Below are 25,361 nucleotides of genomic sequence, written 5' to 3'. Positions count from 1 at the left end.
CCGCACGCCGGTGGTCAACGGTCAGACAGGGGTGGGCAGCCCGAGCCGGTCGATGAGGTTCAGGTCGTCGGGTCCGGGCCTGCCAGGGGTGACGAGCCGGATGCGTGGGTTGCGCGGGTAGGTGAGCGACACGCCGGTCATGACGGCCCCGCCCGGGAGCGCGATGGTGTCCACGCGGTAGTCCGCCATCGGGAACTGCACCGCGTACCAGGGGTCGGCCGGTTGGCCGGCTCGCAGCGCCATCGGCAGCGGATCCCAGGTGGCGCAGTGGCAGCGCGGGTCCCCGCACCGATCCCGATCGGAGCGTGCCGTGGTCCGGTACTGGTCGAGGCGGCCTGACAGCATCGGGCACACCTGGACGCTGTAGTTGGCGCACCACCGATGCTGGGCGGGCTCGTTGACCAGGCCCCGGTCGAGGTCCCCCGGGCGTGCCATCACCACGGCGGTGCCGCGCGGACTGCTGATCTCCTTGCCGCAGAGCTGGCACTGCTGGCTTGCGAGGAAGTCGCCCACGATGCTCTGGTCGACCTCGCCGAGGATCGGCGTGCCGTCGAGATGGCACAAGGTGATCTTGGGGACGATGACACCTCGCCACAGCGGCTCGTCAGCGAGCTGCGGGGGCCGGGCCACGTTCATGCCCCCTCCCCCGCGGCCTTGACGAGCGCGGCCTGGACGGCGGCGGCTTCCTCCTGCTCGGCCAGCTCGGCTGCGAGCTGGCCGACCTGCTCACGCAGCCGCTCCACGCGACGGTCGTGGCCAGCCTTGCGCGAGGGGGCGTGATGCCGGTCGTGCGCGGCGCGCAGCTCGTCCAGGCCGGGCTGCCTCAGCCAGTGCTGGGTCAGGTTGTAGACGATGCGGCGGACGGCCTGCTCGGTTTTCTCGGGCACCCTGCCCGAGGAGTAGCGGCCGGGGCGGCCAACCCAGGGACCCGACGTGCCGTCCTTGGTGATGTCGTCGGCGTTGTAGGTGCCGTCACCGGCCAGGGTGACGCCGTTGACGGTGGGGGCGCCGGGCCTGGCCCGGCTGCCGTCCCGGTTGTGGCAGTCCTCGCCGTCGCGGGCGTCGCCGTACTGGACGCGCAGGGCGTTGCGGCGGCGGTTCCCCCCGTAGGCGGCGCGGTCGTATTCCAGGCTGTCGAGGCCGATCCAGAAGACGCCGACGCGGACGACGGCGTAGCGGGTGCGGCCCCGCTCGTCGTGGGAGACGTGTGCCCGCAACGACCGGGTGCCCTTGCCGCGGAGCCGGGGGACGCTGAAGACGAAGCTGTTGGTGCCGTGGACGTGGTCGCCGTCACGGTAGGGGTCGGTGCCGAGCTGGCTGAGGACTTCCTCGATGTCGAGGCCGCCGATCTCCTTCAGCTGGGTGGCCGCCTCGACGAGGACGTCGCTGCGTGAGGGGATGCGCCCGGACTCCGGGAGATAGACGGGGCAGGTGGGCGGGCAGTCCTGCGGCCCTTCGGTGCGACACAGGATGCAGGTGACGCCGTCCTTGGGGACCGTCTGGGAGACGTCGTAGACGGCCGTGCCGACCATCGCGCGACGGCGGCGGCGGGTGACCTCCTCGGTTTCGCCGGTGTCCGGGTTCTCCCGCTGCTCGCGGCGGGTGCCCTGGTAGAGGGATTCGATCCAGAGCGGGACGGCGCCCTCACGCAGTTGGCGGCCTTCGCCGCTCCACCACTTCTCGCCCTGCACGCGGGTCGCGTCCGGGTCTTGGGCGTACAGACGCATCGCGTTGGCGAAGGTGTGCCGGTTGTAGTGGGGGAACTGGGCGGCGTACAGCCGGAACTCGTCCAGGACGGCCGGGTTGTCGCGGATCTCGGCGGCGGTCACCTGGCAGGAGGCGGCGGCCCAGGAGTTGCCCATGAGCTGCTGGCCGCGCCAGGCGGCCCATTCCTCATCGGTCATGTCGGCGGCGCGGCCGGTCTTGGGCCGGTCGATCGGGGGAAGGATCATGCGTGGTGCCTTTCGTGCTGTGTTTCGGGATTGGCCGGGCTGGCCCGGCGGTGCTGGGCCAGCCCGCACGAAGGGTGCTGGCGGTTTCGCTAGCGGAGAATGGCGATCACGTCGGGGTGGCGGGTGATCACCCGGTGGTCATGAGGGCACTCGTCGTGCCGCAGGATGCGATCCCGGGCCCGAACGGCGCTCTGCCAGGTCGTGCACGGCAGCTCCACATGGCCGCCGTCGCAGACGACGTGCCACCAGTTGGGCAGCGGCCGTCCGGTCGGGTCGGCGCTGGAGCGGCCTCCGCGGCGCAACTCGATCACGACGACGTCGCTGCCCAGGACCGAGGCGACGTTCGAGGGCGGCACGGTGAACAGGCCGGGCAGAGGGGTGACCTCCAGATCGTCGCCGGTCGGCCCGTACGGGCGGACATCGGCGAGGCGGTAGCCGATGATCTTCGATCCGGCGTTCACGGTTTTGCCTCATCGAGCAGGGTCTGGGGGCAGCCGCTCTCGCGGGCGCTGGCCTCGCACAACCCGTACCGCCAGTCGGGGTTGTGGCTGATGAGGGCCACGACGGACGGGTGGGGGCAGTTCGGGGCGCAGCCGCACGCCCAGTTCTTCTCGCGTGGCAGGACAAGTGGTCCCCACGCCCACGTCTGCTGCTCGGCCGTGGGCGGGCTATGCGGGGGCGAGATTTCGGGGAGGCTCATGCGGCATGCGCCTTCGCGATGTTCTTCGCGCACTTGGGCCCGATCGCCCTGGCGATCGACGTCTCGGCGGTGAGCTGTCTGCCGCACATGCAGCAGAAGTGGTGCTTCTCGCCGAAGGCGACGGCGTCCTCCAGGGTGATGTGGAGGTCGGGCGTGAGCCGGTCGATCGTGGTGGGGGTGACCGGGCGGCGGTGCAGCTTGCCGTTGCGGACTTCGAGCCGCTTGACGTCCTGTTTGTCGCTGTAGCGGCGGCTGTCCTTGACCGCGTACAGGCGGCCGTCGAGCTTGTAGACGCCCGGGGTGAGCGTCGTGGACGCGATGGTCAACGGTGGTGCCTCTCTGTGGAAGGGCGCGGCCCCTGGGGCGAGCCGCGCGGTGTCGGGTGTCAGGCCGCCGGGGCGGCGGCGCGGTGGGCCTTGTAGGTGCCGAGCGCGTCCACGACGGGCCAGGGCGCGTCGATGCCGCGCCAGTCCGGGTGCCGCCGGAAGGCGGACACCCACTGCTCGAACGGCTCGGGCACGAAGTGGCCGTCCGTCATCGACAGCCCGTGGCAGACGTAGCCCCGGTAGGCGTGCCGCTCGCACGCATCGGGGTCGAAGGCGACGGCCGGGCGCTCGCGGGTGCCGTCGAGCCGGACCAGCGTGACGGGCCGGTGCTGGGCTGAGGCCAGGTCGAGCGCCGCGGCCTCGCTGTAGTAGAGGTGCCGGCCTCGCAGGTCGGTGCGGATCTCCTCGATGACGAACTGGCCGGCGCCCGCGGCGATGGTGCAGACGATCGTGGACATGACGCTCCCTTTCTGTGGGTGGCCCGGGTCAGCGGGGCTGGATGGTGAGCGTGCAGGCGTTGACGGCCTCGACGCGGACGCCGGACGGCAGGTCGCACGCCGGGATCGTCCAGTCGGACTCGGCGAAGGGGCCACCCTCGGGCACGTAGCAGGTCCACTCGTGCGGGCCGTCCCAGTAGATCGACCACTGGCGGCCGTCCCACCACTCCTCCATCAGCTTCGGCTCGTCGGCGAGCACTCCGAACTGGCGGGCGATCGCGGCGGCCACCTGTTCGGCCTGGGCGCGAGACACGGTCGTCGGGCGGACGGTGCCCTCCTGGTGGTCGAGCAGCGCGCGGCCGAGAGTGCAGTCGCTGAGACGAGCGGCGGCGATCGCGTCTGCGGCCTGTGCGGGGCCCCAGCCTTGCGTGCCCAGCAGCGCGATCAGCGCGGCGTGCAGATGGTCGGCCACGGTGTCGCCGCCGCCGCTGATGTGAGGGTCAGGGTGCGTGTCGGCGCGCCGGAGGAGAGTGAGGAGTCCCTCGCCGAGTTCGACGGGGGTGGCGGTCGTTGTCATGAGGCTCCAGGTGAGTTGGTTCGGTTGCGGGGGCGGGGGGCCGCCACCTCGGGGAGAAGGGGGCGGGCGGTGCGGTCAGAGCTTCAGATCACGGAGGTCCACGCGAGCCTTGCAAGACTGCGTCGTCGCTAGCGGTTAGTGGCTGGTGTTCGCGCAGGTCGGCAGACCGTCGAGAGTGCGGGAAACGGCGCGGGCGTCGCAGGTGCGGCAGGTCTTCCGCTCCCGGATGATGTCGAGCGCGTTGCCGATCGCGTCGCACGCGATCATGAACAATCGCTGCTTGCACGCGGTGTCGGCAGTGTCGAGGCCATGTCCCTCGGCGGTGAGCCTGTCGTCCACGGCGGCGCGGACGGCAGAGATCAGGAGCAGTTCGATACCGGTGACGTCGAGGCCGTGCGCGGCGCCTTCGGCCTGGGCGGCGGCGAAGGAGGCGACGAGGAGCGCCGGACGCAGCGAGCCGTTCTCGTCGAGTCGCGCCCGGCCGGCGAGGTAGTACGGCAGCGGGCTCCCGTTCCGGTAGGTGACCGCGGGCGGCGCGGCGTCCGGGTCGGCCGGGACGACCTCGTGTACTTCGTGCCTGGCGCCGTCTTCGCCCAGGCCGCTGTCGCCGGTCAACTTCCAGCCGTGGCGGTCCAGCAGGTCGTCCAGGTCCGGGCCTTTGTCATCGAGCGGCACGCCGGTGTCGATGACGGCGACGACGCGAGGCACCGCCACGAGGATGGTCGTCTCCTCGTCCTCGGCGTGCTCCTGCGCTTCGGCGACGACGACCAGGTGGTTCGGGGGCAGGGGGGCGCCGTCGAGGCCGCGCTCGAAGGTGGTGGAGTCATCGACGGCGATCGCCTGGTAGCGGATGCTCATGTGGTCCTCTTTTCGGGAAGCGGTATGGCTAGCGGATAGCGTGCTGGGCCAGCTCGTAGGAACGGGCGATAATCCGGGAGGCGGTCTCGCTCACCCCGAAGTCGTGAGGGAGCAGCACCCAGCCCTGGTCGGTCATGTACTGGTGCTCGGCTTCGAGGAACGCCTCTAGGGTCTGACCTGGTGCCGGGGCCTGGTCGCCCTCGTGCAGGTCGTTCTCGCCGTAGACGTCGAAGGCGTCAGGGGCAAAGACGTCTTTGTCGGCGCGGTCACCGCTGAAGTGCACGACCCAGATGTCGCCTGTGCTGGTGATGTCGCCCATGTGGTTCGTCTGGCCGGGCAGGTGGATGGTGAGGTGGTAGACCTCGATGCCGACTGCGAGTTGGGGTGCGTTGCGGGTGTAGAGCCGAGTGATCATAGCCGCTCCTCGGTAGGCGTTTCCGCTGGTCAGCGGGTTTCATGGGTGGTGCGGTGATCAGATTCGCAGACTCATTGCGGGAGTGCAATGAGTCTGAGAGAGATTCCGGGAACGACACGGGACGCGTCGCAAAACGAACACAGAGCGCTTGAACCGACCAACCGACATCATGGGGTGCAACACGCATCCTCACGCGCTCAGCAACCGCTACAGACGCAGCTAGCTATGTGTGAGCGGTTCCGCTAGCGGTGATGCTGCGCGAGTTGGTAACGAGTTCGTTTTCCCTTACCTCCGCGCCCGATGAGACCGTCCGCCTGCAAGGCGGCCAGCGCCCGGCCAACGGTGGCAGCAGAGGACCCCACAGCGATCCTCATCTCGCGAGCGCCGACCGGCTCCCCCTCCCGCTCGGTCAGCATGCGTAGGATGGCATCCTTCACGCGTTCCGCTTCAGCGTGAGCGCCCAAGAGAACGCCGGGACGCTTAACGAGCCGGTAGCGGGTGCTGCTGGTTTTGCCTTCCCGCGTCACCATGCCGTCAGCGAGCAACTGCCCAAGAGCACGACCGAGAGTCGGATGGGACGTCGGCACGACCCGCAGCAGCTCCGAGGCCCCCATCGACGCCTCTCCTCTGGCCCGCATCGCCGCCAGAATGCCGTCCTTGACCTCATCGAGCCGCAGACGGCTCTGCAAAGGAACTCGCTTCGGCTTCGCCTCGAACAGCGGATGCACCCACAGCCACGCCGGCGCGTACGGAGGCTTCTCGATCTCCAGCTTGGCAACAATCTGCATGAGCAGGGCGCGACGATCCAGCACGGCGAGCGTCGGCCACTCCTCGATAAGCCCTCGCATCACCGGAACGGCCTCGCGCGGGTCCATCCTCGCCTCATCCGCCGGTTCCGGCTCCAAGGCACTTATCAGCCGATCCCGTTCGGCCAGCAACTCGTCGCGCACTCGTATGTAGGAGTCCTCAGGCAGCAGACCCTTCGCGAACTGCATCGTCTGCCGGTCCAAGTCCTCGTTGATGCGCACCAGTTCCTTCTTGAGCCATTCCAGGTTCGCTTCCGGCCGCGGAGGTTCCGGTTCGATCGCGAACGACTCGGCCGCCGCCTCGATCTCGGGTGCCCACTCGGCGAGCAGTTGCAGCAGTGCTTCTTCCACCGCCGCCAAGAGCGCGAACCTCGACCCGCACACCACCTCGTCATGCCGAGCTCTTGAGCCGCAGATAAAGCCCTTCTGATGCCTGTTCAGGTGCATCCCGCCGCCGCAGTGCCAGCAGCTGATGAAACCGGTGAACTGGTGCATGGAGTGCGACGGCCGTGTGACCTTGGCAGCTCTCAGCGCGAGGTACCGCTTCCACAACTCGTCGCTGATGAGAGGCGCGTGCACGCCCGGACGAAACACTCTCCGCTGGCAGCGGGACGCCTTGGCGCACCTGCATTCGGGATCGTGAATCTGCAGCAGGCCGGCCGCGAAGCCGCGGTCCATGACCTGGCGGATGGTCTCGGCACTCCACGGCAGACCACCCTCGGTGGTGAACCCGTGCCGATTCAGCCGCGTGGCGAGCGCGGCAAAATTCTGATCGGCCACGTACGACTCGTAGCAGCCTGCGAACACCAGGGCGGCGCCGGACTGCACATCAGGCTCGTAGCGTTCCTCGCCATCGGAAGGGTCGCGCAACGTCCGATTCGGATCGAGCGGGTGCGGCTGCCGCCCCCGCCGCACGTACCCGAAGTACTCTCCACCGAACGGCGGGAGCCCCCGCGCCAGACGGTTCTGAAACGCCTCCGCCCACTGCTCGCCCGCCCGGTCACTCTCGAAGGCGGCCAGCTCCATCAGCATGCCGCGGGTGAACTTGCCGACCGCGGTGGTGGCATCCACCTCTTCCGTGGCAGACACCAGGTCGCCACCCGCCGTCTCCAACCGTGCGAGGTTGAGCTGGTTGCCCATGCGGTTACGGCCGAACCGGGAGTACTTCCACACGAGGATCGCCTTGGCAGCACCCTTCTCCACCTGAGAGATGGCCGCCATGATCGTCCGCTGGAAGTTCCTCCCGGACACGTCAAGATCTTCTATCCAGCCGCCGTCCGGCCAAGCGCCCGGCGGGATGTAGTAACCCCGCCGGGCGGCTAACGCCTCGATGGCATCACGCTGGATTGCTGGCGAGATCTTTTCCTCCAGCATCATCGACACTCTCACGTACGCGATGGCTGGGGTTAACGTGGCGCGGTCCTCGATCACGCTTCCGAGTTATAGCAACAACAAGGGTGGGGACCAGCACCAGCGTCAGAAGCGTCGAGGACACCAGGCCGCCGATCACCACGATCGCCAGCGGCTGCGAGATGAACCCGCCCGACCCGGTCACCCCCAGCGCCATCGGCGTCAGCGCGCAGATCGTGGCCACCGCCGTCATCAGGATCGGCCGCAACCTGCGCCGGCCGCCCTCGATCACCGCCTCGACCACGCCCAGCCCCTGATCCCGGTACTGGTTGATCAGGTCGATCAGCACGATCGCGTTCGTCACCACGATGCCGATCAGCATCAGCATGCCGATCAGCGCCGGCACACCCATCGCCGTGTCGGTCGCCACCAGCAGACCCACCGCGCCGGTCGCCGCGAACGGGATCGACACCAGCAGGATCAGCGGCTGGACGAAGCTCCGGAACGTCGCCACCATGATCATGAACACGATCGCGATCGCCGCCAGCATCGCCATGCCCAGGTCGGAGAACGCGTCCGCCTGGTCGGCCGAGGCGCCGCCGATCTCGTACCGGGCGCCGGCGCCCAGCGCCACCGACTTCATCTTCGTCGTCAGCTCCTGGGTGACCGTGCCCAGGTCCGACGCCTCCACCTTGCCCGACACCGTCGCCGAACGCTCACCGTCGATCCTGGTCACCTGCGTCGGACCGGCCACCTGCTCCACCTTGGCCACCGACGACAACTTCACCAGCCCCGCCGCCGTCGGCAGCTTCAGGTCCTCGATCGCCTTGACGTCCTCGGGCGCATCGCCCCCGCGCAGCACCAGGTCGCTGCTGCGGCCGTCCAGGGTGATCTGCCCCAGCGGCGCGCCACGGAACGCCTGCGCCACCGCCTGGCCGACCTGACCCTCCGACAGCCCCTTGGCCGCCGCCTTCTCCCGGTCCACCGCGACCTCGATGCGCGGCGCGCTGGCCTCCAGGTTCGACGACAGGTCACGCAGACCCTTCACCTGGCCCATCGCACCCTTGACCGCCTCGGTCGCCGTGCGCAGTGACTCGGCGTCGGGCGCCTGCACGATCACGCTCACCGTGTCGGAGGAGAACCCGCCCCCGCCGGCGCCGCCGACCGTCACCTCACCGACCCCGGACAGGCCCGTGATCTTCTCACGGAGCTGCTGCTCCACCGTCGCCGGCTCGGCGCCGTCCTTGACCGTCACCGAGAACGACGCCCGGTCCGCGCCACCGCCCACGCCGCCCTGCATGGCGTTGCCGCCACCCACGTTGACCTGGTACGTCTCCACACCGGCCAGCCCCGACAGCACGCCCTCGACCTTCTTGGCGGCCTTGTCCGTCGTGGCCAGATCGGTGCCCACCGGCATCTTCTGCGTCAGCGAGATCGTGTTCTGCCCGGAGGAGTCCAGGAAGTTCGTCCGCAGACCGCCCGCCAGGCCCATCGTCCCGACGAACACCGCCACCCCGATGAGCACCGTCACCAGCTTGAACCGCGTGGCGAACCGCAACACCGGCAGGTACGCCCGCTGCAAGGGGCTGCGCAGCTCCTTGGCCTCGGCCTCCTCACGCTGGGCCCGCGCCTGCTCCGGCGACAACGACGGCGCCTTGAGGAACCAGTACGCCAGCACCGGCACCACCGTCAGCGACACCACCAGCGAGGCCAGCAACGCCACCGCCACCGTCACCGCGAACGGCCGGAACAACTCACCGACCATGCCGCCCACGATCGCGATCGGCGCGAACACCGCCACCGTCGTCAGCGTCGAGGCCGTCACCGCCCCCGACACCTCCCGCACCGCGGTCAGGATCGCCTGCAGCTTGGCCTCGCCGTAACCCAGATGGCGCTTGATGTTCTCCAGCACCACGATCGAGTCGTCGACCACCCGGCCCACCGCGATCGTCAGCGCGCCCAGCGTCAGCATGTTGAGCGAGTAGTCACCCGCCCACAGCGCCAGCAGCGCGATCACCACCGACAGCGGGATCGACACCGCCGTCACCAGCGTCGAACGCACCGACAGCAGGAACACCAGGATGACCAGCACCGCGAACGCCAGCCCCAGCAGGCCCTCGGTGGTCAGGTTCTCGATCGACTCCTCCACGTACGGCGCCTGGTCGAACACCACCGACACCTGCGTGTCGGAGGAGTCGCCCAGCGAGCGCGTCAGCTCCGGCAGCTTCTCGCGGATCTCGTGGGAGATCGTCACCGCGTTGCCGTCAGGCGTCATCGTCACCGACACGCCGAGGCTCGTCTTGCCGTCGGTACGGGTGATCGTCGAGGCGTCGGCCAGGCCGCGCTTGATCTCGGCCACGTCACCGAGCTTGACCGGCTTGAGCGGCTTGGGCCGCGCCACCTGCTGCGGCAGCGCCGCCCGGCCCGTCTGGGCCGGCTGCCCGGCCTGCGGACGGCCCTGCGCCTGCCCCGGCGTCTGGGCCGGGGACTGGGCCTGCTGCTGGGCAGGCTGTGCGGGGGTCAGGTAGAGGTTCTTCAGCTTCTCCAGCGAGTCGACCCGCGACCCCACCTGCACGGTCAGCGACCTGCCGTCGGAGGTCAGCGACCCGGCCGGGATCGGCGTGCCGTTCGCCTTGAGCACCTCGGGGATCTGCGCCGCCGACACCCCGGCCAGCGCCATCTTCTTGACGTCCGGCTCGATCGTGACGACCTCGTCACGAGTGCCGGTGACCGCCGCCTCGCGCACCCCCTCCACGCTCTGCAACTCCGGCACCATGATCCGGCGCAGCTTGTCGGCCATCGCCCGCTCGTCGCCGCCGTCGCCCACCGCCAGCACCAGCACCGGGATGTCGTCGGTGTTGCCCGCCACCACCTGCGGATCGACGCCCTGCGGGAGCGTGATCCGGGCGACGGCCTGCTGCATCTTGTTCAGCGAGGCCTCGATGTCGGTGCCGTACTCGAAGGCCACCTGGATCTGGGCCATGCCCTCCTTCGACGTGGAGGTCATCTGCTCCATGCCGGGGATCCCCTGGAAGGAGTCCTCGATCGGCTTCGTCACCTGGTCTTCGACGATCTCCGGCGAGGCGCCGGGGAAGGGCGCGATGACGAACGCGCCCGGGAACGCCAACGACGGCAGGAGCTGCTGCTTCAACTGCGGAATCGTGAACGCGCCGAACGCGGTGATCACGACCGCTACCAAGATCACAAGACTGCGGTTGACCAGACTCAACCGGGCGAAAGCGGTCATAGGCTCCCCTCCAAAGTTCGCCCCAGACTAACACTTTGCCTTATACGAATATTTAGCCTGATCCAGCTTTCCTGATAACCTTCTCAGGAAGCGAGAGGTGAGCGTGAGCGACGACCGCGAAGACCTGATCCGCCGGATCACCGAGACACAGCGCGACCTGGGAAGACTGTTCACCGGGCAACAGTCCCCCCTGTTCAGCTCCAACCTCACCATCCGGCAGCTCCGCGTCGTCATGCAGCTGTCGACGCACGGCTCGGCCTCGGGCCAGGACCTCGCCCACACCCTCGGCGTCAGCCTCGCCACCGTCACCGGCATCGTCGACCGCCTGGTCGCCCAGGGCCTGGTCAGCCGGCACGAAGACCCCAACGACCGCCGGGTGCGCCGGGTCGAGCTCACCCCCGTCGGCGCCACCCTGGTCGCCGAGATCAACGACGCGGGCCTCAGACACTACAAGCGCATCATGTCCCACCTCGACACCGAGACCCTGCGCGCCCTCGACCACGCCACCCGCCGCATCCGCGAAGTCGCGGACAAGCTCTACAACGAATGACCCGGCCGGGGCGCTCCCGGTTATTGCCGCTTTTTCGGTGAATTGCGGGTGAATGTCACCAGCCCAGCGGCTTTACATTGTAGATCTCAAGCGGGACAACATCGACGGCAGCTCGCCCTCGCAGGCCACCGTCAGCCGCCGCGTCGCCCGCGTCACCGCCACGTACAGGTCGTGGCCGCCCATCGGCGACTGCTCCAGGATCCCCGCCGGATCGACCACCACCACCCCGTCGAACTCCAGGCCTTTGGCCTGCGTCACCGTCAGCACCACCACCGGCGCGTCCAGGTCCGCCGACCCCGGGAACAGGGCCGCCACCCGCGCGTGCAGCCCGTCGGGGGTGATGACCCCCAGCCTGCCGCCCTCGCCCCGCGCGCCCAGCTCCGCCCGCTCCGCCGCCACCAGCGCCGGCAGCTCGGCCACCGCCGCCCGCACCGCGCGAGGCTCGTCGCCGCCGTCCCGCACCGACTCCGGCGGCTCCTGCCCCGGCGCCACCGCCGCCAGCACGTCGGCCGCCACCCGCATGATCTCCACCGGCGTGCGGTAGTTGACCAGCAGCCGCTCCTCCCGCCAGCGCCCCTCCAGGTACGGATCGAGCACCTGCGCCCATGAGCGCGCCCCCGCCGCCGACCCCGTCTGGGCCAGGTCGCCCACCACGGTCAGCGACCGCGCCGGGACCCGCCGCACCACCGTCCGCCAGGCCATCGGTGACAACTCCTGCGCCTCGTCCACGATCACGTGCCCGTACGCCCACGTGCGGTCGGCCGCCGCCCGCTCGGCCGTCGTCAGCCCCGCGCCGTCGTCGGCCTGCCGCTCGGCCAGCACGTCGGCCCGGTCGAAGACGCCCTCCTCCAGCAGGCCGGTGGTCTCCAGCACCTCGCGCGCGTACAACTCCTGCTCGGCCCACTCCTCCCCCGCCCGCCGCGCCGCCACCCGAGCGGCCGAGTCGTCGCGGCCCAGCAGCTCGGCCGCCTCGTCCAGCAGCGGCACGTCGCCGACCGTCCACGGCGACTCGCGGGGCCGCACCAGCGGCGTCCAGTCCAGGCCCGGCGGGCACACCGACCACAACGTGTCCGGCGCGGACAGCAGATCGGCGACCAGCTCCTGCGGCGTCAGCTCCGGCCACAGCTCGGCCACCGCGCGCCGCACCGGCTCCTCCCCCCACAGCCGCTCGGCCGCCAGCGCGATGTCCGTCTCGTCCAGGTCGCCCTCCAGGTCCAGCGGCTCGGCCAGCTCCGGGTCGTCGACCGCCAGCTCCTCCAGGTGCAGCGACTCCTCCAGCGCCCGCGCCTCCGCCCTGGCCAGCTCCTTCAGCAGCTCGGTGACGTACAGCTTGCGGGCCATGTTGTGCGGCAGCCGCACCGCCCGCGCCCGCTCGCGCAGCCGCACGCACACCGCGTGCGGCACGCGCAGCCGCAGCCCGTCGAGCTCCACCTCCAGATCGCCCGCGGGCACCCGCTGCCGGTCGGCCACCGCCGCGGCCACCACCTCGGCCATCCGCAGGTCGCCCTTGACCACCGCGGCCGCCGGCGGATCGGCCGCCACCGCCCGCACCCCCGGGAACAGCTCGCCCACCGTGGCCATCACCACCTGCGTCTCCCCCAGCGCCGGCAGCACCTGCCCGATGTAGCGCAGGAACATCGGGTTGGGCCCCACCACCAGCACCCCGCGCCGCTCCAGCGTGTCGCGGTGGGTGTAGAGCAGGTAGGCGGCCCGGTGCAGCGCCGCGACGGTCTTGCCGGTGCCCGGCCCGCCCTGCACCACCAGCGCCCCCTGCAGGCCCGCCCTGATCACCCGGTCCTGCTCGATCTGGATCGTCGCCACCACGTCGCCCATCCGGCCGGTACGGCCGCGCCGCAACGCCGCCAGCAGCGCCGCCTCGCCCACCAGCGTGCGCCGGTCGCCGTCGGACATGCGGTCCAGGTCGAAGACCTCGTCGTCGATGCCGACCACCGTGCGGTCCTTCAGGTGCAGATGGCGGCGCCGCACCAGGCCGCCCGGGTCGGTGGCGGTGGCCACGTAGAACGGGCGCGCGGCCGGGGCCCGCCAGTCGATCAGCACCGACTCGTGGTCCTCGTCGCGCAGCCCGATCCGGCCGACGTACGTGCTGACGCCGCCGGAGTCGTCGATCCGGCCGAAGCACAGGCCGCGCTCGACCGCGTTGAGCTGGGCCAGCCGCCGCGCCTGCTCGGAGGCGGTCACCTCGCGCTCGACCCGCGCCTGCCGGGTGCCCAGCGCGCCGCCGCCGGCGTACACCTGGCGCAGCGTCGCCTGCGCCCGCTCCCTGGCCGCGTCGAGCCGGGCGTACAGCCACCGGACCGTACGCTGCTCGCTGTCAAGGGCTTCCGCGAGACCATCTTGACGATTAGCCATTCCCTGCTATACTCCTTTACGGGAGCTCTGTGGAGCCGCTTCTCGTATTGTCGAGCTCACGAGCCTAGCCCTCCTTCGCCGTTCCGGCAACCGACGCCGCCTGCCCGCCTTCCCGCGACTGGTGCTAGCTTGAGCGGTCGTGTCGGACTATCTACGCGACCTGTTCTCCCTGCACGGCCGCCGCGCGCTCGTCACCGGCGGCAGCTCCGGCATCGGCCTGGCCATGGCCGAGGCGATCGGCCGGGCCGGAGCCGAGGTCGTCCTCGCCGCCCGCAGGCCCGCCGAGCTCGACCGGGCCGCCGAGCGGCTGCGCGCCCACGGCGTCACCGCCTCCACCGTCAGCGCCGACCTGCACGACCGGGACGGCCTGGCCCGCCTGTGCGCCGCCGCCGGAGAGATCGACATCCTGGTCAACGCCGCCGGCAACAACATCCGCAAGCCCATGGCCGAGCTCACCCCCGGCGACTACGAGCAGACCATCGCCGTCCACCTGACCGCCCCCTACCTGCTCGGCCAGCACTTCGGCCCCCGCATGGCGGCCCGCGGCCGGGGCCGCATCATCAACGTCGGCTCCCAGCAGTCCATCAGCGCCTTCGGCCACAGCGGCGTGTACGGCGCGGCCAAGGCCGCCGTCGCCGGTCTCACCCGCTCGCAGGCCGAGGCGTGGTCGGCCCACGGCGTCTGCGTCAACACGATCATCCCCGGATTCGTGCTCACCCCGCTGACCGAGCCCGCCCAGGCCGTCCCAGGCCGCGTCGAGGAACTGGCCGCCCGGCACATGACCGGCCGCAACGGCGTGCCCGGCGACTTCGCGGGCGCGGCGGTGTTCCTGGCGGGGGACGCCTCGGCGTTCGTCACCGGCCAGCTGCTCTTCGTCGACGGCGGTTTCTCCGTGCACTGACGGTGGCGGTCGTCCCAGGCCCACGCCTTTACGTTGTAGATCAGGTACGGCGGCGGGCGCGGTAGGCGCTGGCCTTGGCGCGGTTCTGGCACGACAGGCCGCAGAACCGGCGCGAGGCGTTGCGGGTGGCGTCGAAGAAGACCAGCTCGCACGCCGCCGCCTCGCACGTGCGCAGCCGCACCCCCTGGCCGACGCCGATCACCATGGCCAGCGCGGTGGCCGTGTCGGCCGCCCACGCGTCCACCAGGCCGGCGGCGGGCCCGTGGAAGGCCAGGACCGGCGGGTCGCCGTGCAGGTTGGGCACGGCGCCGTGCCGCAGCAGGGCCCGGTTCAGCGCGGCCGGCGCGTCGGGGCTCGCGGTGAAGGCGGGCCGCAGCTCGTCGGCCACCCCGGCCAGCCGGTCGGCGTCGGCGCCGGTCAGCGCCCTGCTGGGCGTCCATCCATGCTGGACGAAGGCGGCGTCGAGGGCGGCGCGCCGGTCGGCCGGCGGCCCGGCGGGACGACCACGCACCTGGGCGACGGCCAGTTCGTTGACCAGCAGCACGGCCAGATCCACCCATCTACCGACATAACTGTCTATCTGGGACTGGCCGGTGATGCGCCACACGTCTGTCGTCACCGGCGAAGCCTACCTAGACAGTGAGGTCGGCGAGGGTCACTCCAAGCCGGGGGCGGCCTGCCACAGGCTGATCTCGGTGCCCTGGTCGTCGGTGCAGGAGCAGCTGCGGCCGGACTTGCTCTCGTGCACCTCGCTCGTCGTGCCGCCGAGCTCGCGCACCCGCTCGACGGCGGCGTCGATGTCCTCGACCTGGTAGTAGAGGTTGGGCTGCGCGGACCGGCCGCCGGCGCGCAGGCCCATCGGCACGTCGGCGTTGGTGACGTGCAGGTAGCGCTCGTGCTCGCGCCTGAACTCCCAGCCGAACAGCGGCCCGTAGAAGGCCGCCGCCCGCTCCAGGTCCTCGACCGACAGGGTGTAGTAACCCAGCTGGACACTCATGCACATCTCCCCGCAATAATTGCCGCTATCGTTAAGCACCAACACCATAACGGAAGCAGGTAAAGATTAACAACGACGTTAACGATCTGGACGCCACGCTGACCGCCCTCGCCGACCCCACCCGGCGCAAGGTGATCGACCTGCTGCGCGAGGGCCCGCGCTCGGCCGGCGAGCTGGCCCAGGCGGTGCGGATGAGCGCCCCCGCGCTCAGCAGGCACCTGCGCGTGTTGCGGGCCGGCGGCCTGGTGCGGGCGGAGGCGGGCGGCGAGGACGCCCGGCTGCGGCTCTACACCCTGCGCCAGGAGCCGTTCGCGGCCCTGCAGGCGTGGCTGGACCAGGTGCAGGCGTTCTGGGCCGAGCAGCTCGGCTCGTTCAAGGACCACGTGGAGCGCGGACGGTGAACGCGGTGCGGGCGGCGGTCGTCGTGCCGGTCGATCCGGCGACCGCGTTCCGGATGTTCACCGACGAGATCGACCAGTGGTACGTGCGCGGCCGCCACAGCTGGGTCGACCCCGCCCGCGCGGTGGCCATCCGCTTCCAGGACGGCTACCTGCGCGAGCTGTGGGACGACGGCGGCCACGCCGACATGGGCCGGATCGTGCGCTGGGAGCCGCCCCGCCGCCTGGTCTGGGCCGACCTGCTCAACCCGGGCGGCCGGATGGAGATCGAGGTGGCCTTCACCGCGGTCGAGGACGGCACGCGGGTGCTGCTCGAACACCGCGGCCTGGACACCCTGCCCCCGGACGTGGCCGGCCGCATCCGCCGCGGCTACTCCTGGAACATCGTGCTGGACTGGTTCGCCGCCCGATGGACGCGGACGTGATCAGCGGCGGCCGTACTTCTTGTGCACGGCCTGCTTGCTGACGCCGATCGCGTCGGCGATCTGCGCCCAGGGCAGGCCCGCCACCCTGGCCCGGCGCACCTGGACGGCCTCCAGGCGCTCGATCTCGCGCCGCAGCGCGGTGGTGGCGTGCAGGGCCAGCAGCGGATCGTCGTCCTGCGCCTGCCTCATCAGGGACGCCAGGTCGTTGGTCATGCCCTAACGGTAGTCCACGATCTCCCGCCGCTCAGCGGGTCATCGCGCGTCCAGGACCAGGCGGACGCCGAGGCCGATGAGCACGACGCCGGAGATCTGCTCCAGGCGGCGCCTGACGGCCGGGCGGCCGAGCAAGTCCCTGGCCCTGGCGACCGTCCAGATGAGCAGGCCGTACCAGACGGTGTCCACCAGCACCCAGACGACGGCGAGGGTCACCAGCGTCAGCGGCACGTTCTGCCCGGCCGGCACGAACGGCGGCAGGAACGACATCGCGAACACCGCGGCCTTGGGATTGGCCAGGCAGGTGCCGAGCCCCGACAGGTACGACCTGCGCAGCCCGGCCACCGCCTCGACCTCCACCGTCGGGGTGCCCAGGCGCGCGTTCCACAGCGCCTGCGCGCCCATCACCACCAGCACGACCGCGCCCGTGACGCGCATGACGTCGTAGGCGACCTGCGAGGCCACCAGCAGCGCCGACAGCCCGAACGCGGCGGCCAGCCCCCACAGCAGGATGCCGGTCTCGTTGCCCAGCGCGGCGGCCAGGCCGGAGCCGCGGGAGCGGAGCGTCTGACGCAGGATGACGGCGGTGCTCACGCCGGGGACCATGGCCACCAGGAAACACGCGCCGACGAAAGCCAGAAGGTACATGCTGGGCATGCTGACAGAGAAGGCGGCCTATTTCTCGCGATTTATCCGGACAAGTTGATCTAGAGGTACAGCTTGCCGAGGCCGGCCACCGCCTCGGCCATCAGCGCCCGCAGCTCGGCCGGCTCCAGCACCTCGACGTCGGCGCCCATGCGCAGCAGCAGCCAGCGCGCGTGGGTGAGCGACTCGACCGGCACGGTGAGCGTCCGCCAGCCCTCGGGGTCGGGCTCGCCCGCCGCGGCCACCGCCGCGGCGACCACGTCGGACCCCATCGTGTACGCCAGCAGGTCCTCGCGGCCGGGCGCCAGCCTGATGACGGCCTCGGCGGTGTACATGCGCTCGCGGAACTCCTTGGCGTACGCCCGCCAGAACGCCGCCAGCTCGAACCCCTCCGGCCTGCGGAAACGGCCCGGGAGCTGCTCGACGGTGAGGATGCGCGAGACCCGGTAGGTGCGCGGCGAGCCCTCGGGTGGGGCGGCGACCAGGTACCAGGAGCCGCCCTTGAGCACCAGCCCGTACGGGTGGATCACCCGGTCGACCTCGCGCTGGCCCCACCGGCGGTAGGTCATGTGCAGCGGCCGCTGCTCCCACACCGCCTCGGCCACGTCGCTCAGGTGCGGCACGTCGTCGGCCGAGCGGTACCAGCCGGGCACGTCCAGCAGGAAACGCTCGCGCATGCGCGAGGCGTGCGAGCGCGGCTCGGGCGGCAGCGCGGCCAGCAGTTTCAGCTCCGCGGTCGCCGCGACGTCGGCCAGCCCCAGCTCGGCGGCCGGTCCCGGCAGCCCGGCCAGGAACAGCGAGGACGCCTCCTCGGCGGTCAGCCCGGTCAGGCGGGTGCGGTAGCCGTCCAGGAGCTGGTAGCCGCCCGCCGGTCCGCGGTCGGCGTAGACCGGGACGCCGGCCGCCGACAGGGCCTCGACGTCCCGGTAGACCGTGCGGATCGACACCTCCAGCTCGGCGGCCAGCTCGGGCGCGGTCATCCGGCCCCGCGTCTGCAGCAGCAGGAGGAGGGAGAGCAGGCGGCTGGCACGCATACTCGTCATTGTATTGCGCACATTTTCGGTGTTTGTATGAACAGATGGAACGTTTGACCGCCATCATGAACGCCCTGCGCGCCCAGGACAGCGTCTCGGTGACCGAGCTCGCCGAGCGGCACGGCGTGTCGGAGATGACGATCCGGCGCGACCTGGACGAGCTGGCCCAGCAGGGCGTGGTCCGCCGGGTCAGGGGCGGGGCGCTGTCCCTGCTGCTGCGCGGCGAGGAGCCGCCGTTCGGGGTGCGCGAGCGGGAGGCGGTGGAGGCCAAGCGGCGCATCGGCGTCCAGGTCGCGGCGCTGATCGCCGACGGGGAGGCGGTCGTCCTGGACGGCGGCACCACCGTGCTGGAGGTGGCCCGCGTCCTGGCCGGGCGGCGGCTGACCGTGCTGCCGCTGGCGTTGCAGGCCGTCTCGCTGCTGGCCGCCGCGCCGCGGGTGCGCCTGGTGCTGCCCGGCGGCGAGGTCCGCAAGGGCGAGCTGAACGTCACCGGCCCGCTCGCCGAGAGCTCGATCGCGGCGCTGCGCTTCGACACCGCGGTGATCGGTTGCTGCGGCCTGTCGGCCGAGCACGGCCTGACCGCGCACGACCTGCCCGAGGTCGCGGTCAAACGGGCGGCCATCGCCGCCGCCCGGCGGGTGATCGTGGCCTGCGACTCGGGCAAGTTCTCCCGTACGGCCTTCGGTGCGGTCTGCCCCATCTCCCGCCTGGACGTCGTGGTGACCGACGAGGGCGTGCCGCCCGAGCAGCGTGACGCGCTCCTCGCGGCCGGGGTGGACGTCAAGGAGGCCGGATGAGACGCGAACGGACGGCCGTCTACCTGCTGTTCTTCCTGGCCGGCCTGGCCATCGGCACCTGGACGGCCCGCATCCCCGCCATCAAGGAGGGCCTCGGGCTCGACGCGGGACGGCTCAGCCTGGCCCTGCTGGCCATCGCCGCGGGCGCCGTCGCGGGCATGACGACCGTCGGGCGCCTGGTGGACCGGTACGGCAGCAGCCGCGTCATGATCCCGGCGGCCCTGTCGCAGGGCGTGGTGCTGGTGCCGCCCGCCTTCGCCTCGAACCTGGGCGCGCTGGCCGCCGCGCTGCTGGTCTTCGGGGTCGTCCACGGCGTCCTGGACGTGTCCATGAACGCCAACGCCGTCGAGGTGGAACGCGCCTACGGGCGGCCGGTGATGTCGTCCTTCCACGCCGTCTACAGCGTCGGCGGGTTCGCCGGGGCCACGACGGGCGGGCTGTTCGCCCAGGCCGGGCTGCCGCCGTCGGTGACGTTCGGGTGCGTGGGGGCGGTGATCGTCGTGCTGGCGGTGTGGGCCTGGCGGTGGGCGCTGCGCTCGGCGCCCGCTCCCCTGCCGGCCGGCGGCTCGGGGCCCGGACGGCCCAAGGGCATCCTGTTCCTCGGCGTGCTCGCCTTCTGCTGCCTGGTGGGCGAGGGGGCGGCGGCCGACTGGAGCTCGGTCTACCTGCGCGAGAACCTGGCCTCCTCGGCGGGGTTCGCCGCCGCCGGGTACGCGGCGTTCTCGATCGCGATGACCGCGGGGCGGCTGGCGGGCGACCGGCTGGCCGCCCGGTTCGGGCCGGTGACGCTGGTGCGGTGCTGCGGGCTGCTGGCGGCGGCGGGGCTCGGGCTGGCGCTGCTCGGCGGCGGACCGGTGGCCGGGGTGGTGGGGTTCGGCTGCTTCGGGGCGGGGTTGTCATGCATCGTGCCGCAGGTGTTCTCGGCCGCTGGGCACCGGGATCCGGCCTTCGCCGGGCGGGCGCTGGCGCGGGTGGCGTCCATCGGGTATCTGGGGTTCCTGTCGGGGCCGGTGATCATCGGGGCGGTGGCCCAGCTGGCCGGGTTGCCGCGGGCGCTGGCCGTACCGGCGCTGATGGCGGCCTTCGTCGCCCTGACGGCCCCGGCCCTGCGGTCTTAGGAGTCCGATCGCGGGCGGCGTGCCGGGGATCAGCGGCGTGCCGGGGATCAGCCGAACTGCTGCCAGCCGAGCCTGATCACCATCGCCACCACCACGCACAACAGCACGACCCGGACGAACGCCGTGCCGCGCCTGATCGCCATCCTGGCGCCGAGCTGGGCGCCGGCCACGTTGCACAGCGCCATGCCGAGCCCGAGCGCCCACTGCACGTGTCCCTGCAGCCCGAACACCGCCAGCGCCCCGAGGTTGGTGCCCACGTTGATGATCTTCGCCGAGGCGGAGGCGGCGACGAAGTCCAGGCCGAGGATGGTGGTGAAGGCGATGATGAGGAACGTGCCGGTGCCCGGCCCCATGATGCCGTCGTAGAAGGCGATGCCCACGCCCGCCACGGCCACCGCCGCCACCACCCGGCCGTCGGTCCGCAGGTGCGGCTGCGGCAGGGCCCCCATCGAAGGGCGCAACGTGACGAACGCCGCCACGCCGAGCAGCACCACCATCACGACCGGGCGCAACACATCGGCCGAGATCGCCGCGGCCGCCCACGCGCCCAGTCCGGCGCTCACCACGGCCAGCGCCGCACCCGGTAACGCCACCTGACGGTCGATCTTGGTGGAGCGCGCGTACGCCACGGCGGCCGAGGCCGTGCCGAACACCGAGGAGAACTTGTTGGTCGCCATCGCCTGGACGGGCGGCATGCCGGTCATCAGCAACGCCGGCAGCTGCACCAGCCCGCCGCCGCCCACGACGGCGTCGACCCATCCGGCGCCTGCCGCGGCCGCCAGCAACACCACAACCTGCTCCAGCGGCACGCCGCTCCCCCACTCCCCCAGGAAACGCCCAGAAGACTACAGCCCCTCTCCAACCACCCACCGCAGGCCACCCCCTCACCCCGGCCCCACCCCCGGCGAACCCCCGACCCTCGCGTGCTCCAGTCGTGCGGTCAGGCGGCGAGGAGGCGGAGCAGGAGGTTGCGGGGGCCTTGCAGGTGGTGCCCGGCCAGGCGGGTCATGAGGCGCGACATGCTGACCACGCGCTGCGCGGGCCTCCTGCGCGAGGCGTCGTAGCGACGCAGCGCGGACGCCACGTCCCCGGCCTCCCGCAGGCAGGTGGTGAGGGTGTCGGCGTCCCGGGGGGCCTGGCAGGCGCCCTGGCCGAGCGAGGGCGTCATGGCGTGCGCGGCATCCCCCACCAGGACCGCGTTGCCGCCGGCGAACGAGCGCAGGCGCGGCCACAGGTCGTGGATCTCGTGCCGGAGCACGTTCTTCTCGTCGGCCTCGGCCAGGACGCGGGTGACGGCGGTGTGCCGGCCGGCGAAGCGGACGCGCAGCGCGTCCAGCGATTCGCGGTGCCCCTCGGGGGTGGCGACGGCGGCGTACCAGTCGGTCGCGCCGGGCTCCTGCGGCGTGATGCCGAACACCTGACCGGCCCCCCACGTCTCGCCATGGACGGGCGGCTCGAACGCGGCGACGCCCCGCCAGGCCACGATGCCGGTGTAGCGCGGCCGAGCCGCGGTGTCGAAGAACGCCCGGCGGACCGTGCTGCGCAGCCCGTCGGCCCCCACGACCAGGTCGTACCGGCTGCGCAGGGCCGCGGGGTCGGCGATGTCCGCGGCGGTCCGGACGGTCGCCTCGCCGGCGGCGTCGAGCAGCATCTCCATCAGCGACACCCTGGACAGCATCAGCACGGGCCTGCCCTCCTTGCGCTCGATGCGCTCGAGGGGGGAGGTCGGCCAGCCGGCGGCCGTCCGGCGTCAGGATCTGCGCCGAACGGTAGGGCACCGTACGGCGCCGCAGCTCCGCCCCCAGCCCGAACTGCACGCCGAGGCCGCACGCAGACCGGAGCTGCGCGCGCCCCTGGCCGAGCTCACCCGCGCCGACCTGGCCCTGCACCTGCGCGCCCACGAGGCGGCGGGCCTGCCGGCGACCCGGCGTACCGCCGCGACGGTCACGATGTGCCTCAACACGGCCCTGACCTACCTGCTCACCCAACCGGCCCAGACGCTGGCCGACTACGGCCTCGACGACCTCGACGCCTTCCTGCGCGACCTCCTGCACACCGTCTACCCGCCGCGCGGGTGACCGGCGGGCGTCGTCCCGCCCGGGTAGGCGAGACTGGACCGGTGACGATCGAGAACGGACCGCCCGTGTCGAGCACCTCCATCGTGGTGCTGACGCTGGCGCGGCGGGTCGAGACGGAGCTCTCCGCCGAGCTGGCGCCGCTTGAGCTGACGATCAGCCGCCTGGGGCTGCTGGGACACATCGCCGGGGTGCCCGGCGCGTCCTTCAGCGACCTGGCCCGCATGTCGGGCATCTCGGTGCAGAGCGTGCACACGGCGGTCAAGGGGCTCGTCCAGGCGGGGCTGGTGCGCGACCGTACGGCGCGGGCGGGGTCGGCCTCCACCATCGAGCTCACCCCCCAGGGGCGACGCCTCCTGCGGGAGGCCGCCCAGGCCATCACCAAGGTCGACGAACGCCTCTTCGGCCCCGACGCCGACCCGATCCACCAACAGGTGGGCGAAGCGATCCGCACCGCCTTCCCCACCCCCTGACCTCTTGGCCACCACTGCCCCGCCTCCACCCCTGCCCCCTCCGTCGCCGCCTCAGCGGTAGAGCCCTGCGACGGCCGCCAGCACCTGCTCGCGGCCGGGGTCGCGGAGGTGACGCCGGTGAGCACGTAGGCGGCCAACCTTCGGCCAGGACCACCAGGGCGAGCGCCGTGTCGGACGGGTCAAGGGTGGCGGGGATGCGGCCGGCCTGCTGGTCATGGGTGACGAGGTCGGCCATCTGGTGGCGGAAGTCGGCGTACAGGACGCGCAGCCGGGCCGCGATGGCCTCCTCGGCTGAGGCGAGGGCGAAAGGTGTGGCGGAGTCCCGTAGGACAGGCCGACTTTCAGGGTGGCTGAAGGTTTCGCTAGGCTTCAGTCCCCCTGAAGGTTGGAGGCGATCCATGAATCATGTCCTGTTGTCCATCCATGTGCTGGCGGGGATCGTGTTCGTCGGTGGCTCGGCGGTCGCGTCGAGCCTGTTCCCCCGTTACGCCCCCGTCGCATCCACGACGCCCAGCACCACCACCGGCTCTGCCACGGCCACCGGCTCTGCCGAAGCTGCCGGCGCGGAGCGCAGTACCGCCGTAGCCGCTGTGCTGCACCGCATCACCGGTGGTTACGCCGCGTTCGGGTTGATCGTTCCGTTGGCCGGGATCGTGCTGGCCAGTGTGCAGGGACGGATGGGGCAGACCTGGATCATCGTGGCGATGATCCTCACCGCCGTCGCGGGCGCCCTGCTGGCCACCCAGATCCACCCCCGTCAGCGCCAGGCCCTCGACGCCCCTGACGACGGCCGCCGGCTCCGCACGCTGACGATGCTCACCGGCGTCTACAACCTGCTGTGGGCGGCCGTCGTCGTGCTCATGATCGTCCGTCCGGGCGAGCAGACGGGAGCCTGAGCGTGCTGACCCTGCGCATCGCCGCCGCCGCCGAGGCCGTCACGCTGGCGGTTCTGCTGACCAACCTGCTCACCGTGCACGCCAAGGCGATCACGACCTACGCCGGCCCGTTGCACGGCATGGCCTACCTCATCGTCATCGCCACGGCGGCCATGACCCCCAGGGCCCAAAGTACGCCCGGGGCGCGCTTGAGCGCGTTCGTACCCGGCGTCGGCGGACTGCTGGCCCTGCGACGCCTGCGCACCGTACGGGACGACCGGGAGGGATGATCCCAGGGCCCGGCCGGGGCCCCGAGGAGGCCAACAGGCCGGACCCAAGCAGGACGCCGATACCGGGGTCCGGGCAGGACCCACGGCAGGGCGACCCGAAGGGGCCCTGGCAGACCAGCCCGCAGGAGGCACAGTCAAACCAGCGGGCACGAGGCGCAGGCAAAACCAGCCCGCAGAGATCCGGAGAGACCAGCGGCGGGCCAGCCCGCACGAGCCCGCAGGCCAGTTCCAAACAGACCGGCGGGCCCAGGAAGGGCCAGGGCCAGGGCCAGGTGCGGGCGGGTAGGTCAGTGGGCGGCGGCCAAGGTGCGTTTCCTGGAGGCGTAGATGTCGTCGATCAGCCGGTAGCTGCGCGCCTGCTCGGCGGTGAAGATGCGGTCGCGCTCGATGTCCTTCCTGATCTCCAGCACCCCGCGCCCGGTGTGCCGGGCCAGGATCTCCTCCTGCTGGTCACGCATCCGCACGATCTCCCTGGCGTGGATCTCCAGGTCGCTCGACTGCCCCCGGCCGCCCTCCGTGGCCGGCTGGTGGAGCAGGACGCGTGCGTGCGGCAGGGCCGCCCGCTTGCCCGGCGTGCCCGCCGCGAGCAGGACGGCCGCCGCCGAGGACGCCTCCCCGATGCAGACCGTGTGGATCTCCGGCCGGACGAACTGCATCGTGTCGTAGATGGCCGTCATCGCCGTGAACGACCCGCCCGGCGAGTTGATGTACATGTTGATGTCCTGGTCGGGATCGAGCGACTCCAGCGTGAGGAGCTGGGCCATGACGTCGTTGGCCACCGTGTCGTCGATCGGGGCGCCGATGAACACCACCCGGTCCTCGAACAGCTTGTTGTACGGGTTCATCTCCCGCACCCCGTAGGACGTGCGCTCGGTGAACGAGGGCAGCACGTAGCGACCGCTCATGGTCAGTTCATCCCTTCGGCGATGTGGTCCACGAACCCGTACTCCAGCGCCTCCTGGGCGGTGAACCACCGGTCGCGGTCGGAGTCGGCCTGGATGCGCTCGAGCGGCTGGCCGGTGTGGTGGGCGATGATCTCGGCCATCCGGCGCTTGGTGTAAAGCATGTTGTCGGCCTGGATCTGGATGTCGCTGGCCGAGCCGCCGATGCCGCCCAGCGGCTGGTGCATGACGACGCGGGCGTTGGGCAGGGCGTAACGCTTGCCCGGCGCCCCGGCGGTCAGCAGCAGCTGGCCCATGGAGGCGGCGAAGCCCATCGCCACCGTCGCCACGTCGCACGGGACGAACTGCATCATGTCGTAGAGCGCCATGCCGGCCGTCACGGAGCCGCCCGGCGAATTGATGTAGAGCGTTATGTCCCGATTGGGGTCTTCGGCTGCCAGCAAAAGCAGCTCACCGCAGAGCCGGTTGCAAATCTCGTCGTCGACCTCCTGGCCGAGCACCACGATGCGTTCCTTCAGCAGGCGCTGACTGAGCTGGATGCTCCTATGGATGTCAAGCGGGATGTTCTTGATCGTTTGCTGTGATGATTCGGTAGAGTTCGCGAGCTATGTAGCGCTTCAGGCAGCGGAT

The 25,361-nt window shown here is 71.3% G+C and carries 31 protein-coding genes; 10 read left to right on the top strand and 21 right to left on the bottom strand.

The features are described from left to right. Nucleotides 1-21: 21 nt before the first annotated feature. From AB0J46_RS48335 to AB0J46_RS48285, 11 genes are all read right to left on the bottom strand, one after another. Entirely contained in the window at nucleotides 22-636 is a 615-nt protein-coding gene (locus AB0J46_RS48335; RefSeq protein WP_364343042.1) for a hypothetical protein, read from the bottom strand. Further along, nucleotides 633-1,952, bottom strand: a complete 1,320-nt coding sequence (locus AB0J46_RS48330; RefSeq protein WP_364343039.1) for a hypothetical protein — start codon at nucleotides 1,950-1,952, stop codon at nucleotides 633-635. Before AB0J46_RS48330 ends, AB0J46_RS48335 begins: the two co-directional genes overlap by 4 nt. A gap of 89 nt (nucleotides 1,953-2,041) precedes the next feature. Further along, nucleotides 2,042-2,413: a hypothetical protein gene (locus tag AB0J46_RS48325; RefSeq protein WP_364343037.1), complete on the bottom strand. Its 372-nt coding sequence runs from the start codon at nucleotides 2,411-2,413 to the stop codon at nucleotides 2,042-2,044. After that, complete coding sequence (locus tag AB0J46_RS48320; protein ID WP_364343034.1) at nucleotides 2,410-2,652, bottom strand: hypothetical protein; 243 nt, start codon at nucleotides 2,650-2,652, stop codon at nucleotides 2,410-2,412. The genes AB0J46_RS48325 and AB0J46_RS48320 overlap by 4 nt, the downstream gene beginning before the upstream one ends. After that, on the bottom strand, nucleotides 2,649-2,978 hold the full coding sequence (locus tag AB0J46_RS48315; protein ID WP_364343031.1) for a DUF6011 domain-containing protein: 330 nt from the start codon (nucleotides 2,976-2,978) through the stop codon (nucleotides 2,649-2,651). Before AB0J46_RS48315 ends, AB0J46_RS48320 begins: the two co-directional genes overlap by 4 nt. A gap of 59 nt (nucleotides 2,979-3,037) precedes the next feature. Beyond that, a complete protein-coding gene (locus AB0J46_RS48310) occupies nucleotides 3,038-3,436 on the bottom strand; it encodes a hypothetical protein (RefSeq protein WP_364343028.1) in 399 nt (132 codons plus the stop codon). A gap of 28 nt (nucleotides 3,437-3,464) precedes the next feature. Continuing rightward, nucleotides 3,465-3,992 (bottom strand): hypothetical protein, encoded by a 528-nt coding sequence (locus AB0J46_RS48305; protein ID WP_364343025.1) that lies wholly within the window; start codon nucleotides 3,990-3,992, stop codon nucleotides 3,465-3,467. Between the two features lie 135 nt (nucleotides 3,993-4,127). After that, a complete protein-coding gene (locus tag AB0J46_RS48300; RefSeq protein WP_364343022.1) occupies nucleotides 4,128-4,850 on the bottom strand; it encodes a hypothetical protein in 723 nt (240 codons plus the stop codon). 28 nt (nucleotides 4,851-4,878) lie between these two features. After that, complete coding sequence (locus AB0J46_RS48295; protein WP_364343019.1) at nucleotides 4,879-5,265, bottom strand: hypothetical protein; 387 nt, start codon at nucleotides 5,263-5,265, stop codon at nucleotides 4,879-4,881. A 242-nt stretch (nucleotides 5,266-5,507) separates the two neighbouring features. After that, on the bottom strand, nucleotides 5,508-7,502 hold the full coding sequence (locus AB0J46_RS48290) for a recombinase family protein (RefSeq protein WP_364343016.1): 1,995 nt from the start codon (nucleotides 7,500-7,502) through the stop codon (nucleotides 5,508-5,510). Next, nucleotides 7,408-10,668 (bottom strand): efflux RND transporter permease subunit, encoded by a 3,261-nt coding sequence (locus tag AB0J46_RS48285; protein ID WP_364343013.1) that lies wholly within the window; start codon nucleotides 10,666-10,668, stop codon nucleotides 7,408-7,410. Before AB0J46_RS48285 ends, AB0J46_RS48290 begins: the two co-directional genes overlap by 95 nt. A 97-nt stretch (nucleotides 10,669-10,765) precedes the next feature. On the opposite strand from AB0J46_RS48285, the gene AB0J46_RS48280 reads away from it, so the two are divergent. Then, nucleotides 10,766-11,218, top strand: coding sequence for a MarR family transcriptional regulator (locus AB0J46_RS48280; RefSeq protein WP_364343010.1), 453 nt, complete (start codon nucleotides 10,766-10,768; stop codon nucleotides 11,216-11,218). Nucleotides 11,219-11,290: 72 nt separating this feature from the next. Here AB0J46_RS48280 and AB0J46_RS48275 read toward each other — a convergent pair whose 3' ends face one another. Next, entirely contained in the window at nucleotides 11,291-13,588 is a 2,298-nt protein-coding gene (locus AB0J46_RS48275; RefSeq protein WP_364343007.1) for an ATP-binding domain-containing protein, read from the bottom strand. A gap of 139 nt (nucleotides 13,589-13,727) precedes the next feature. Here AB0J46_RS48275 and AB0J46_RS48270 point away from each other — a divergent pair, with 139 nt between their 5' ends. Then, entirely contained in the window at nucleotides 13,728-14,489 is a 762-nt protein-coding gene (locus AB0J46_RS48270; protein WP_364343004.1) for an SDR family oxidoreductase, read from the top strand. Nucleotides 14,490-14,529: 40 nt separating this feature from the next. Here the strand turns inward: AB0J46_RS48270 and AB0J46_RS48265 are convergent, their stop codons facing one another. Together AB0J46_RS48265 and AB0J46_RS48260 are read right to left on the bottom strand one after the other, a co-directional pair. Further along, nucleotides 14,530-15,108 (bottom strand): CGNR zinc finger domain-containing protein, encoded by a 579-nt coding sequence (locus AB0J46_RS48265; protein WP_364343002.1) that lies wholly within the window; start codon nucleotides 15,106-15,108, stop codon nucleotides 14,530-14,532. Between the two features lie 36 nt (nucleotides 15,109-15,144). Continuing rightward, entirely contained in the window at nucleotides 15,145-15,486 is a 342-nt protein-coding gene (locus AB0J46_RS48260; RefSeq protein ID WP_364342999.1) for a VOC family protein, read from the bottom strand. A 65-nt stretch (nucleotides 15,487-15,551) separates the two neighbouring features. Here AB0J46_RS48260 and AB0J46_RS48255 point away from each other — a divergent pair, with 65 nt between their 5' ends. Both AB0J46_RS48255 and AB0J46_RS48250 read left to right on the top strand, forming a co-directional pair. Then, entirely contained in the window at nucleotides 15,552-15,887 is a 336-nt protein-coding gene (locus tag AB0J46_RS48255) for a metalloregulator ArsR/SmtB family transcription factor (RefSeq protein WP_364343237.1), read from the top strand. Then, nucleotides 15,884-16,309 carry an SRPBCC domain-containing protein gene (locus tag AB0J46_RS48250; RefSeq protein WP_364342996.1) on the top strand — a complete coding sequence of 142 codons (426 nt, stop codon included), beginning with the start codon at nucleotides 15,884-15,886 and terminating at the stop codon, nucleotides 16,307-16,309. The genes AB0J46_RS48255 and AB0J46_RS48250 overlap by 4 nt, the downstream gene beginning before the upstream one ends. Here AB0J46_RS48250 and AB0J46_RS48245 read toward each other — a convergent pair whose 3' ends face one another. The 3 genes from AB0J46_RS48245 to AB0J46_RS48235 are packed head-to-tail and all read right to left on the bottom strand — an operon-like array spanning nucleotide 16,310 to nucleotide 18,201. After that, a complete protein-coding gene (locus AB0J46_RS48245) occupies nucleotides 16,310-16,522 on the bottom strand; it encodes a hypothetical protein (RefSeq protein ID WP_352328267.1) in 213 nt (70 codons plus the stop codon). A gap of 39 nt (nucleotides 16,523-16,561) precedes the next feature. Further along, nucleotides 16,562-17,170 carry a LysE family translocator gene (locus tag AB0J46_RS48240; RefSeq protein ID WP_364342993.1) on the bottom strand — a complete coding sequence of 203 codons (609 nt, stop codon included), beginning with the start codon at nucleotides 17,168-17,170 and terminating at the stop codon, nucleotides 16,562-16,564. A 59-nt stretch (nucleotides 17,171-17,229) separates the two neighbouring features. Continuing rightward, nucleotides 17,230-18,201 carry a YafY family protein gene (locus AB0J46_RS48235; RefSeq protein ID WP_364342990.1) on the bottom strand — a complete coding sequence of 324 codons (972 nt, stop codon included), beginning with the start codon at nucleotides 18,199-18,201 and terminating at the stop codon, nucleotides 17,230-17,232. Nucleotides 18,202-18,245: 44 nt separating this feature from the next. On the opposite strand from AB0J46_RS48235, the gene AB0J46_RS48230 reads away from it, so the two are divergent. Continuing rightward, entirely contained in the window at nucleotides 18,246-18,998 is a 753-nt protein-coding gene (locus AB0J46_RS48230) for a DeoR/GlpR family DNA-binding transcription regulator (protein ID WP_364342987.1), read from the top strand. Next, entirely contained in the window at nucleotides 18,995-20,116 is a 1,122-nt protein-coding gene (locus AB0J46_RS48225; RefSeq protein ID WP_364342984.1) for an MFS transporter, read from the top strand. The genes AB0J46_RS48230 and AB0J46_RS48225 overlap by 4 nt, the downstream gene beginning before the upstream one ends. 47 nt (nucleotides 20,117-20,163) lie before the next feature. Here AB0J46_RS48225 and AB0J46_RS48220 read toward each other — a convergent pair whose 3' ends face one another. After that, nucleotides 20,164-20,925, bottom strand: coding sequence for a TSUP family transporter (locus tag AB0J46_RS48220; protein ID WP_364342981.1), 762 nt, complete (start codon nucleotides 20,923-20,925; stop codon nucleotides 20,164-20,166). Between the two features lie 131 nt (nucleotides 20,926-21,056). Then, nucleotides 21,057-21,794, bottom strand: a complete 738-nt coding sequence (locus AB0J46_RS48215; RefSeq protein ID WP_364343234.1) for an FAD-dependent monooxygenase — start codon at nucleotides 21,792-21,794, stop codon at nucleotides 21,057-21,059. 28 nt (nucleotides 21,795-21,822) lie between these two features. On the opposite strand from AB0J46_RS48215, the gene AB0J46_RS48210 reads away from it, so the two are divergent. From AB0J46_RS48210 to AB0J46_RS48195, 4 genes are all read left to right on the top strand, one after another. Next, a complete protein-coding gene (locus AB0J46_RS48210) occupies nucleotides 21,823-22,194 on the top strand; it encodes a hypothetical protein (protein WP_364342978.1) in 372 nt (123 codons plus the stop codon). Nucleotides 22,195-22,235: 41 nt separating this feature from the next. Continuing rightward, nucleotides 22,236-22,664: a MarR family winged helix-turn-helix transcriptional regulator gene (locus AB0J46_RS48205; RefSeq protein ID WP_364342975.1), complete on the top strand. Its 429-nt coding sequence runs from the start codon at nucleotides 22,236-22,238 to the stop codon at nucleotides 22,662-22,664. Between the two features lie 398 nt (nucleotides 22,665-23,062). Then, nucleotides 23,063-23,560 (top strand): hypothetical protein, encoded by a 498-nt coding sequence (locus tag AB0J46_RS48200; RefSeq protein ID WP_364342972.1) that lies wholly within the window; start codon nucleotides 23,063-23,065, stop codon nucleotides 23,558-23,560. A gap of 2 nt (nucleotides 23,561-23,562) precedes the next feature. After that, on the top strand, nucleotides 23,563-23,829 hold the full coding sequence (locus tag AB0J46_RS48195; RefSeq protein WP_364342969.1) for a DUF3817 domain-containing protein: 267 nt from the start codon (nucleotides 23,563-23,565) through the stop codon (nucleotides 23,827-23,829). 287 nt (nucleotides 23,830-24,116) lie between these two features. Here AB0J46_RS48195 and AB0J46_RS48190 read toward each other — a convergent pair whose 3' ends face one another. Together AB0J46_RS48190 and AB0J46_RS48185 are read right to left on the bottom strand one after the other, a co-directional pair. After that, nucleotides 24,117-24,734 carry an ATP-dependent Clp protease proteolytic subunit gene (locus tag AB0J46_RS48190; RefSeq protein ID WP_364342966.1) on the bottom strand — a complete coding sequence of 206 codons (618 nt, stop codon included), beginning with the start codon at nucleotides 24,732-24,734 and terminating at the stop codon, nucleotides 24,117-24,119. A 2-nt stretch (nucleotides 24,735-24,736) separates the two neighbouring features. Beyond that, entirely contained in the window at nucleotides 24,737-25,294 is a 558-nt protein-coding gene (locus AB0J46_RS48185) for an ATP-dependent Clp protease proteolytic subunit (protein WP_364343231.1), read from the bottom strand. Nucleotides 25,295-25,361 lie beyond the last annotated feature (67 nt).

The sequence above is a fragment of the Nonomuraea sp. NPDC049758 genome, from assembly GCF_040674635.1.
GTDB lineage: Bacteria > Actinomycetota > Actinomycetes > Streptosporangiales > Streptosporangiaceae > Nonomuraea.
This window is presented reverse-complemented; position numbering and strand designations above follow the sequence as displayed.

Bases quoted from the DNA above. Each gene is read 5' to 3' on its own strand.
- AB0J46_RS48335 (WP_364343042.1), bottom strand. From the start codon at position 636: ATGAACGTGGCCCGGCCCCCGCAGCTCGCTGACGAGCCGCTGTGGCGA.
- AB0J46_RS48330 (WP_364343039.1), bottom strand. From the start codon at position 1,952: ATGATCCTTCCCCCGATCGACCGGCCCAAGACCGGCCGCGCCGCCGAC.
- AB0J46_RS48320 (WP_364343034.1), bottom strand. From the start codon at position 2,652: ATGAGCCTCCCCGAAATCTCGCCCCCGCATAGCCCGCCCACGGCCGAG.
- AB0J46_RS48310 (WP_364343028.1), bottom strand. From the start codon at position 3,436: ATGTCCACGATCGTCTGCACCATCGCCGCGGGCGCCGGCCAGTTCGTC.
- AB0J46_RS48305 (WP_364343025.1), bottom strand. From the start codon at position 3,992: ATGACAACGACCGCCACCCCCGTCGAACTCGGCGAGGGACTCCTCACT.
- AB0J46_RS48300 (WP_364343022.1), bottom strand. From the start codon at position 4,850: ATGAGCATCCGCTACCAGGCGATCGCCGTCGATGACTCCACCACCTTC.
- AB0J46_RS48295 (WP_364343019.1), bottom strand. From the start codon at position 5,265: ATGATCACTCGGCTCTACACCCGCAACGCACCCCAACTCGCAGTCGGC.
- AB0J46_RS48285 (WP_364343013.1), bottom strand. From the start codon at position 10,668: ATGACCGCTTTCGCCCGGTTGAGTCTGGTCAACCGCAGTCTTGTGATC.
- AB0J46_RS48275 (WP_364343007.1), bottom strand. From the start codon at position 13,588: ATGGCTAATCGTCAAGATGGTCTCGCGGAAGCCCTTGACAGCGAGCAG.
- AB0J46_RS48260 (WP_364342999.1), bottom strand. From the start codon at position 15,486: ATGAGTGTCCAGCTGGGTTACTACACCCTGTCGGTCGAGGACCTGGAG.
- AB0J46_RS48245 (WP_352328267.1), bottom strand. From the start codon at position 16,522: ATGACCAACGACCTGGCGTCCCTGATGAGGCAGGCGCAGGACGACGAT.
- AB0J46_RS48240 (WP_364342993.1), bottom strand. From the start codon at position 17,170: ATGTACCTTCTGGCTTTCGTCGGCGCGTGTTTCCTGGTGGCCATGGTC.
- AB0J46_RS48235 (WP_364342990.1), bottom strand. From the start codon at position 18,201: ATGCGTGCCAGCCGCCTGCTCTCCCTCCTCCTGCTGCTGCAGACGCGG.
- AB0J46_RS48230 (WP_364342987.1), top strand. From the start codon at position 18,246: ATGGAACGTTTGACCGCCATCATGAACGCCCTGCGCGCCCAGGACAGC.
- AB0J46_RS48225 (WP_364342984.1), top strand. From the start codon at position 18,995: ATGAGACGCGAACGGACGGCCGTCTACCTGCTGTTCTTCCTGGCCGGC.
- AB0J46_RS48215 (WP_364343234.1), bottom strand. From the start codon at position 21,794: ATGCTGTCCAGGGTGTCGCTGATGGAGATGCTGCTCGACGCCGCCGGC.
- AB0J46_RS48210 (WP_364342978.1), top strand. From the start codon at position 21,823: ATGCGCTCGAGGGGGGAGGTCGGCCAGCCGGCGGCCGTCCGGCGTCAG.
- AB0J46_RS48200 (WP_364342972.1), top strand. From the start codon at position 23,063: ATGAATCATGTCCTGTTGTCCATCCATGTGCTGGCGGGGATCGTGTTC.
- AB0J46_RS48190 (WP_364342966.1), bottom strand. From the start codon at position 24,734: ATGAGCGGTCGCTACGTGCTGCCCTCGTTCACCGAGCGCACGTCCTAC.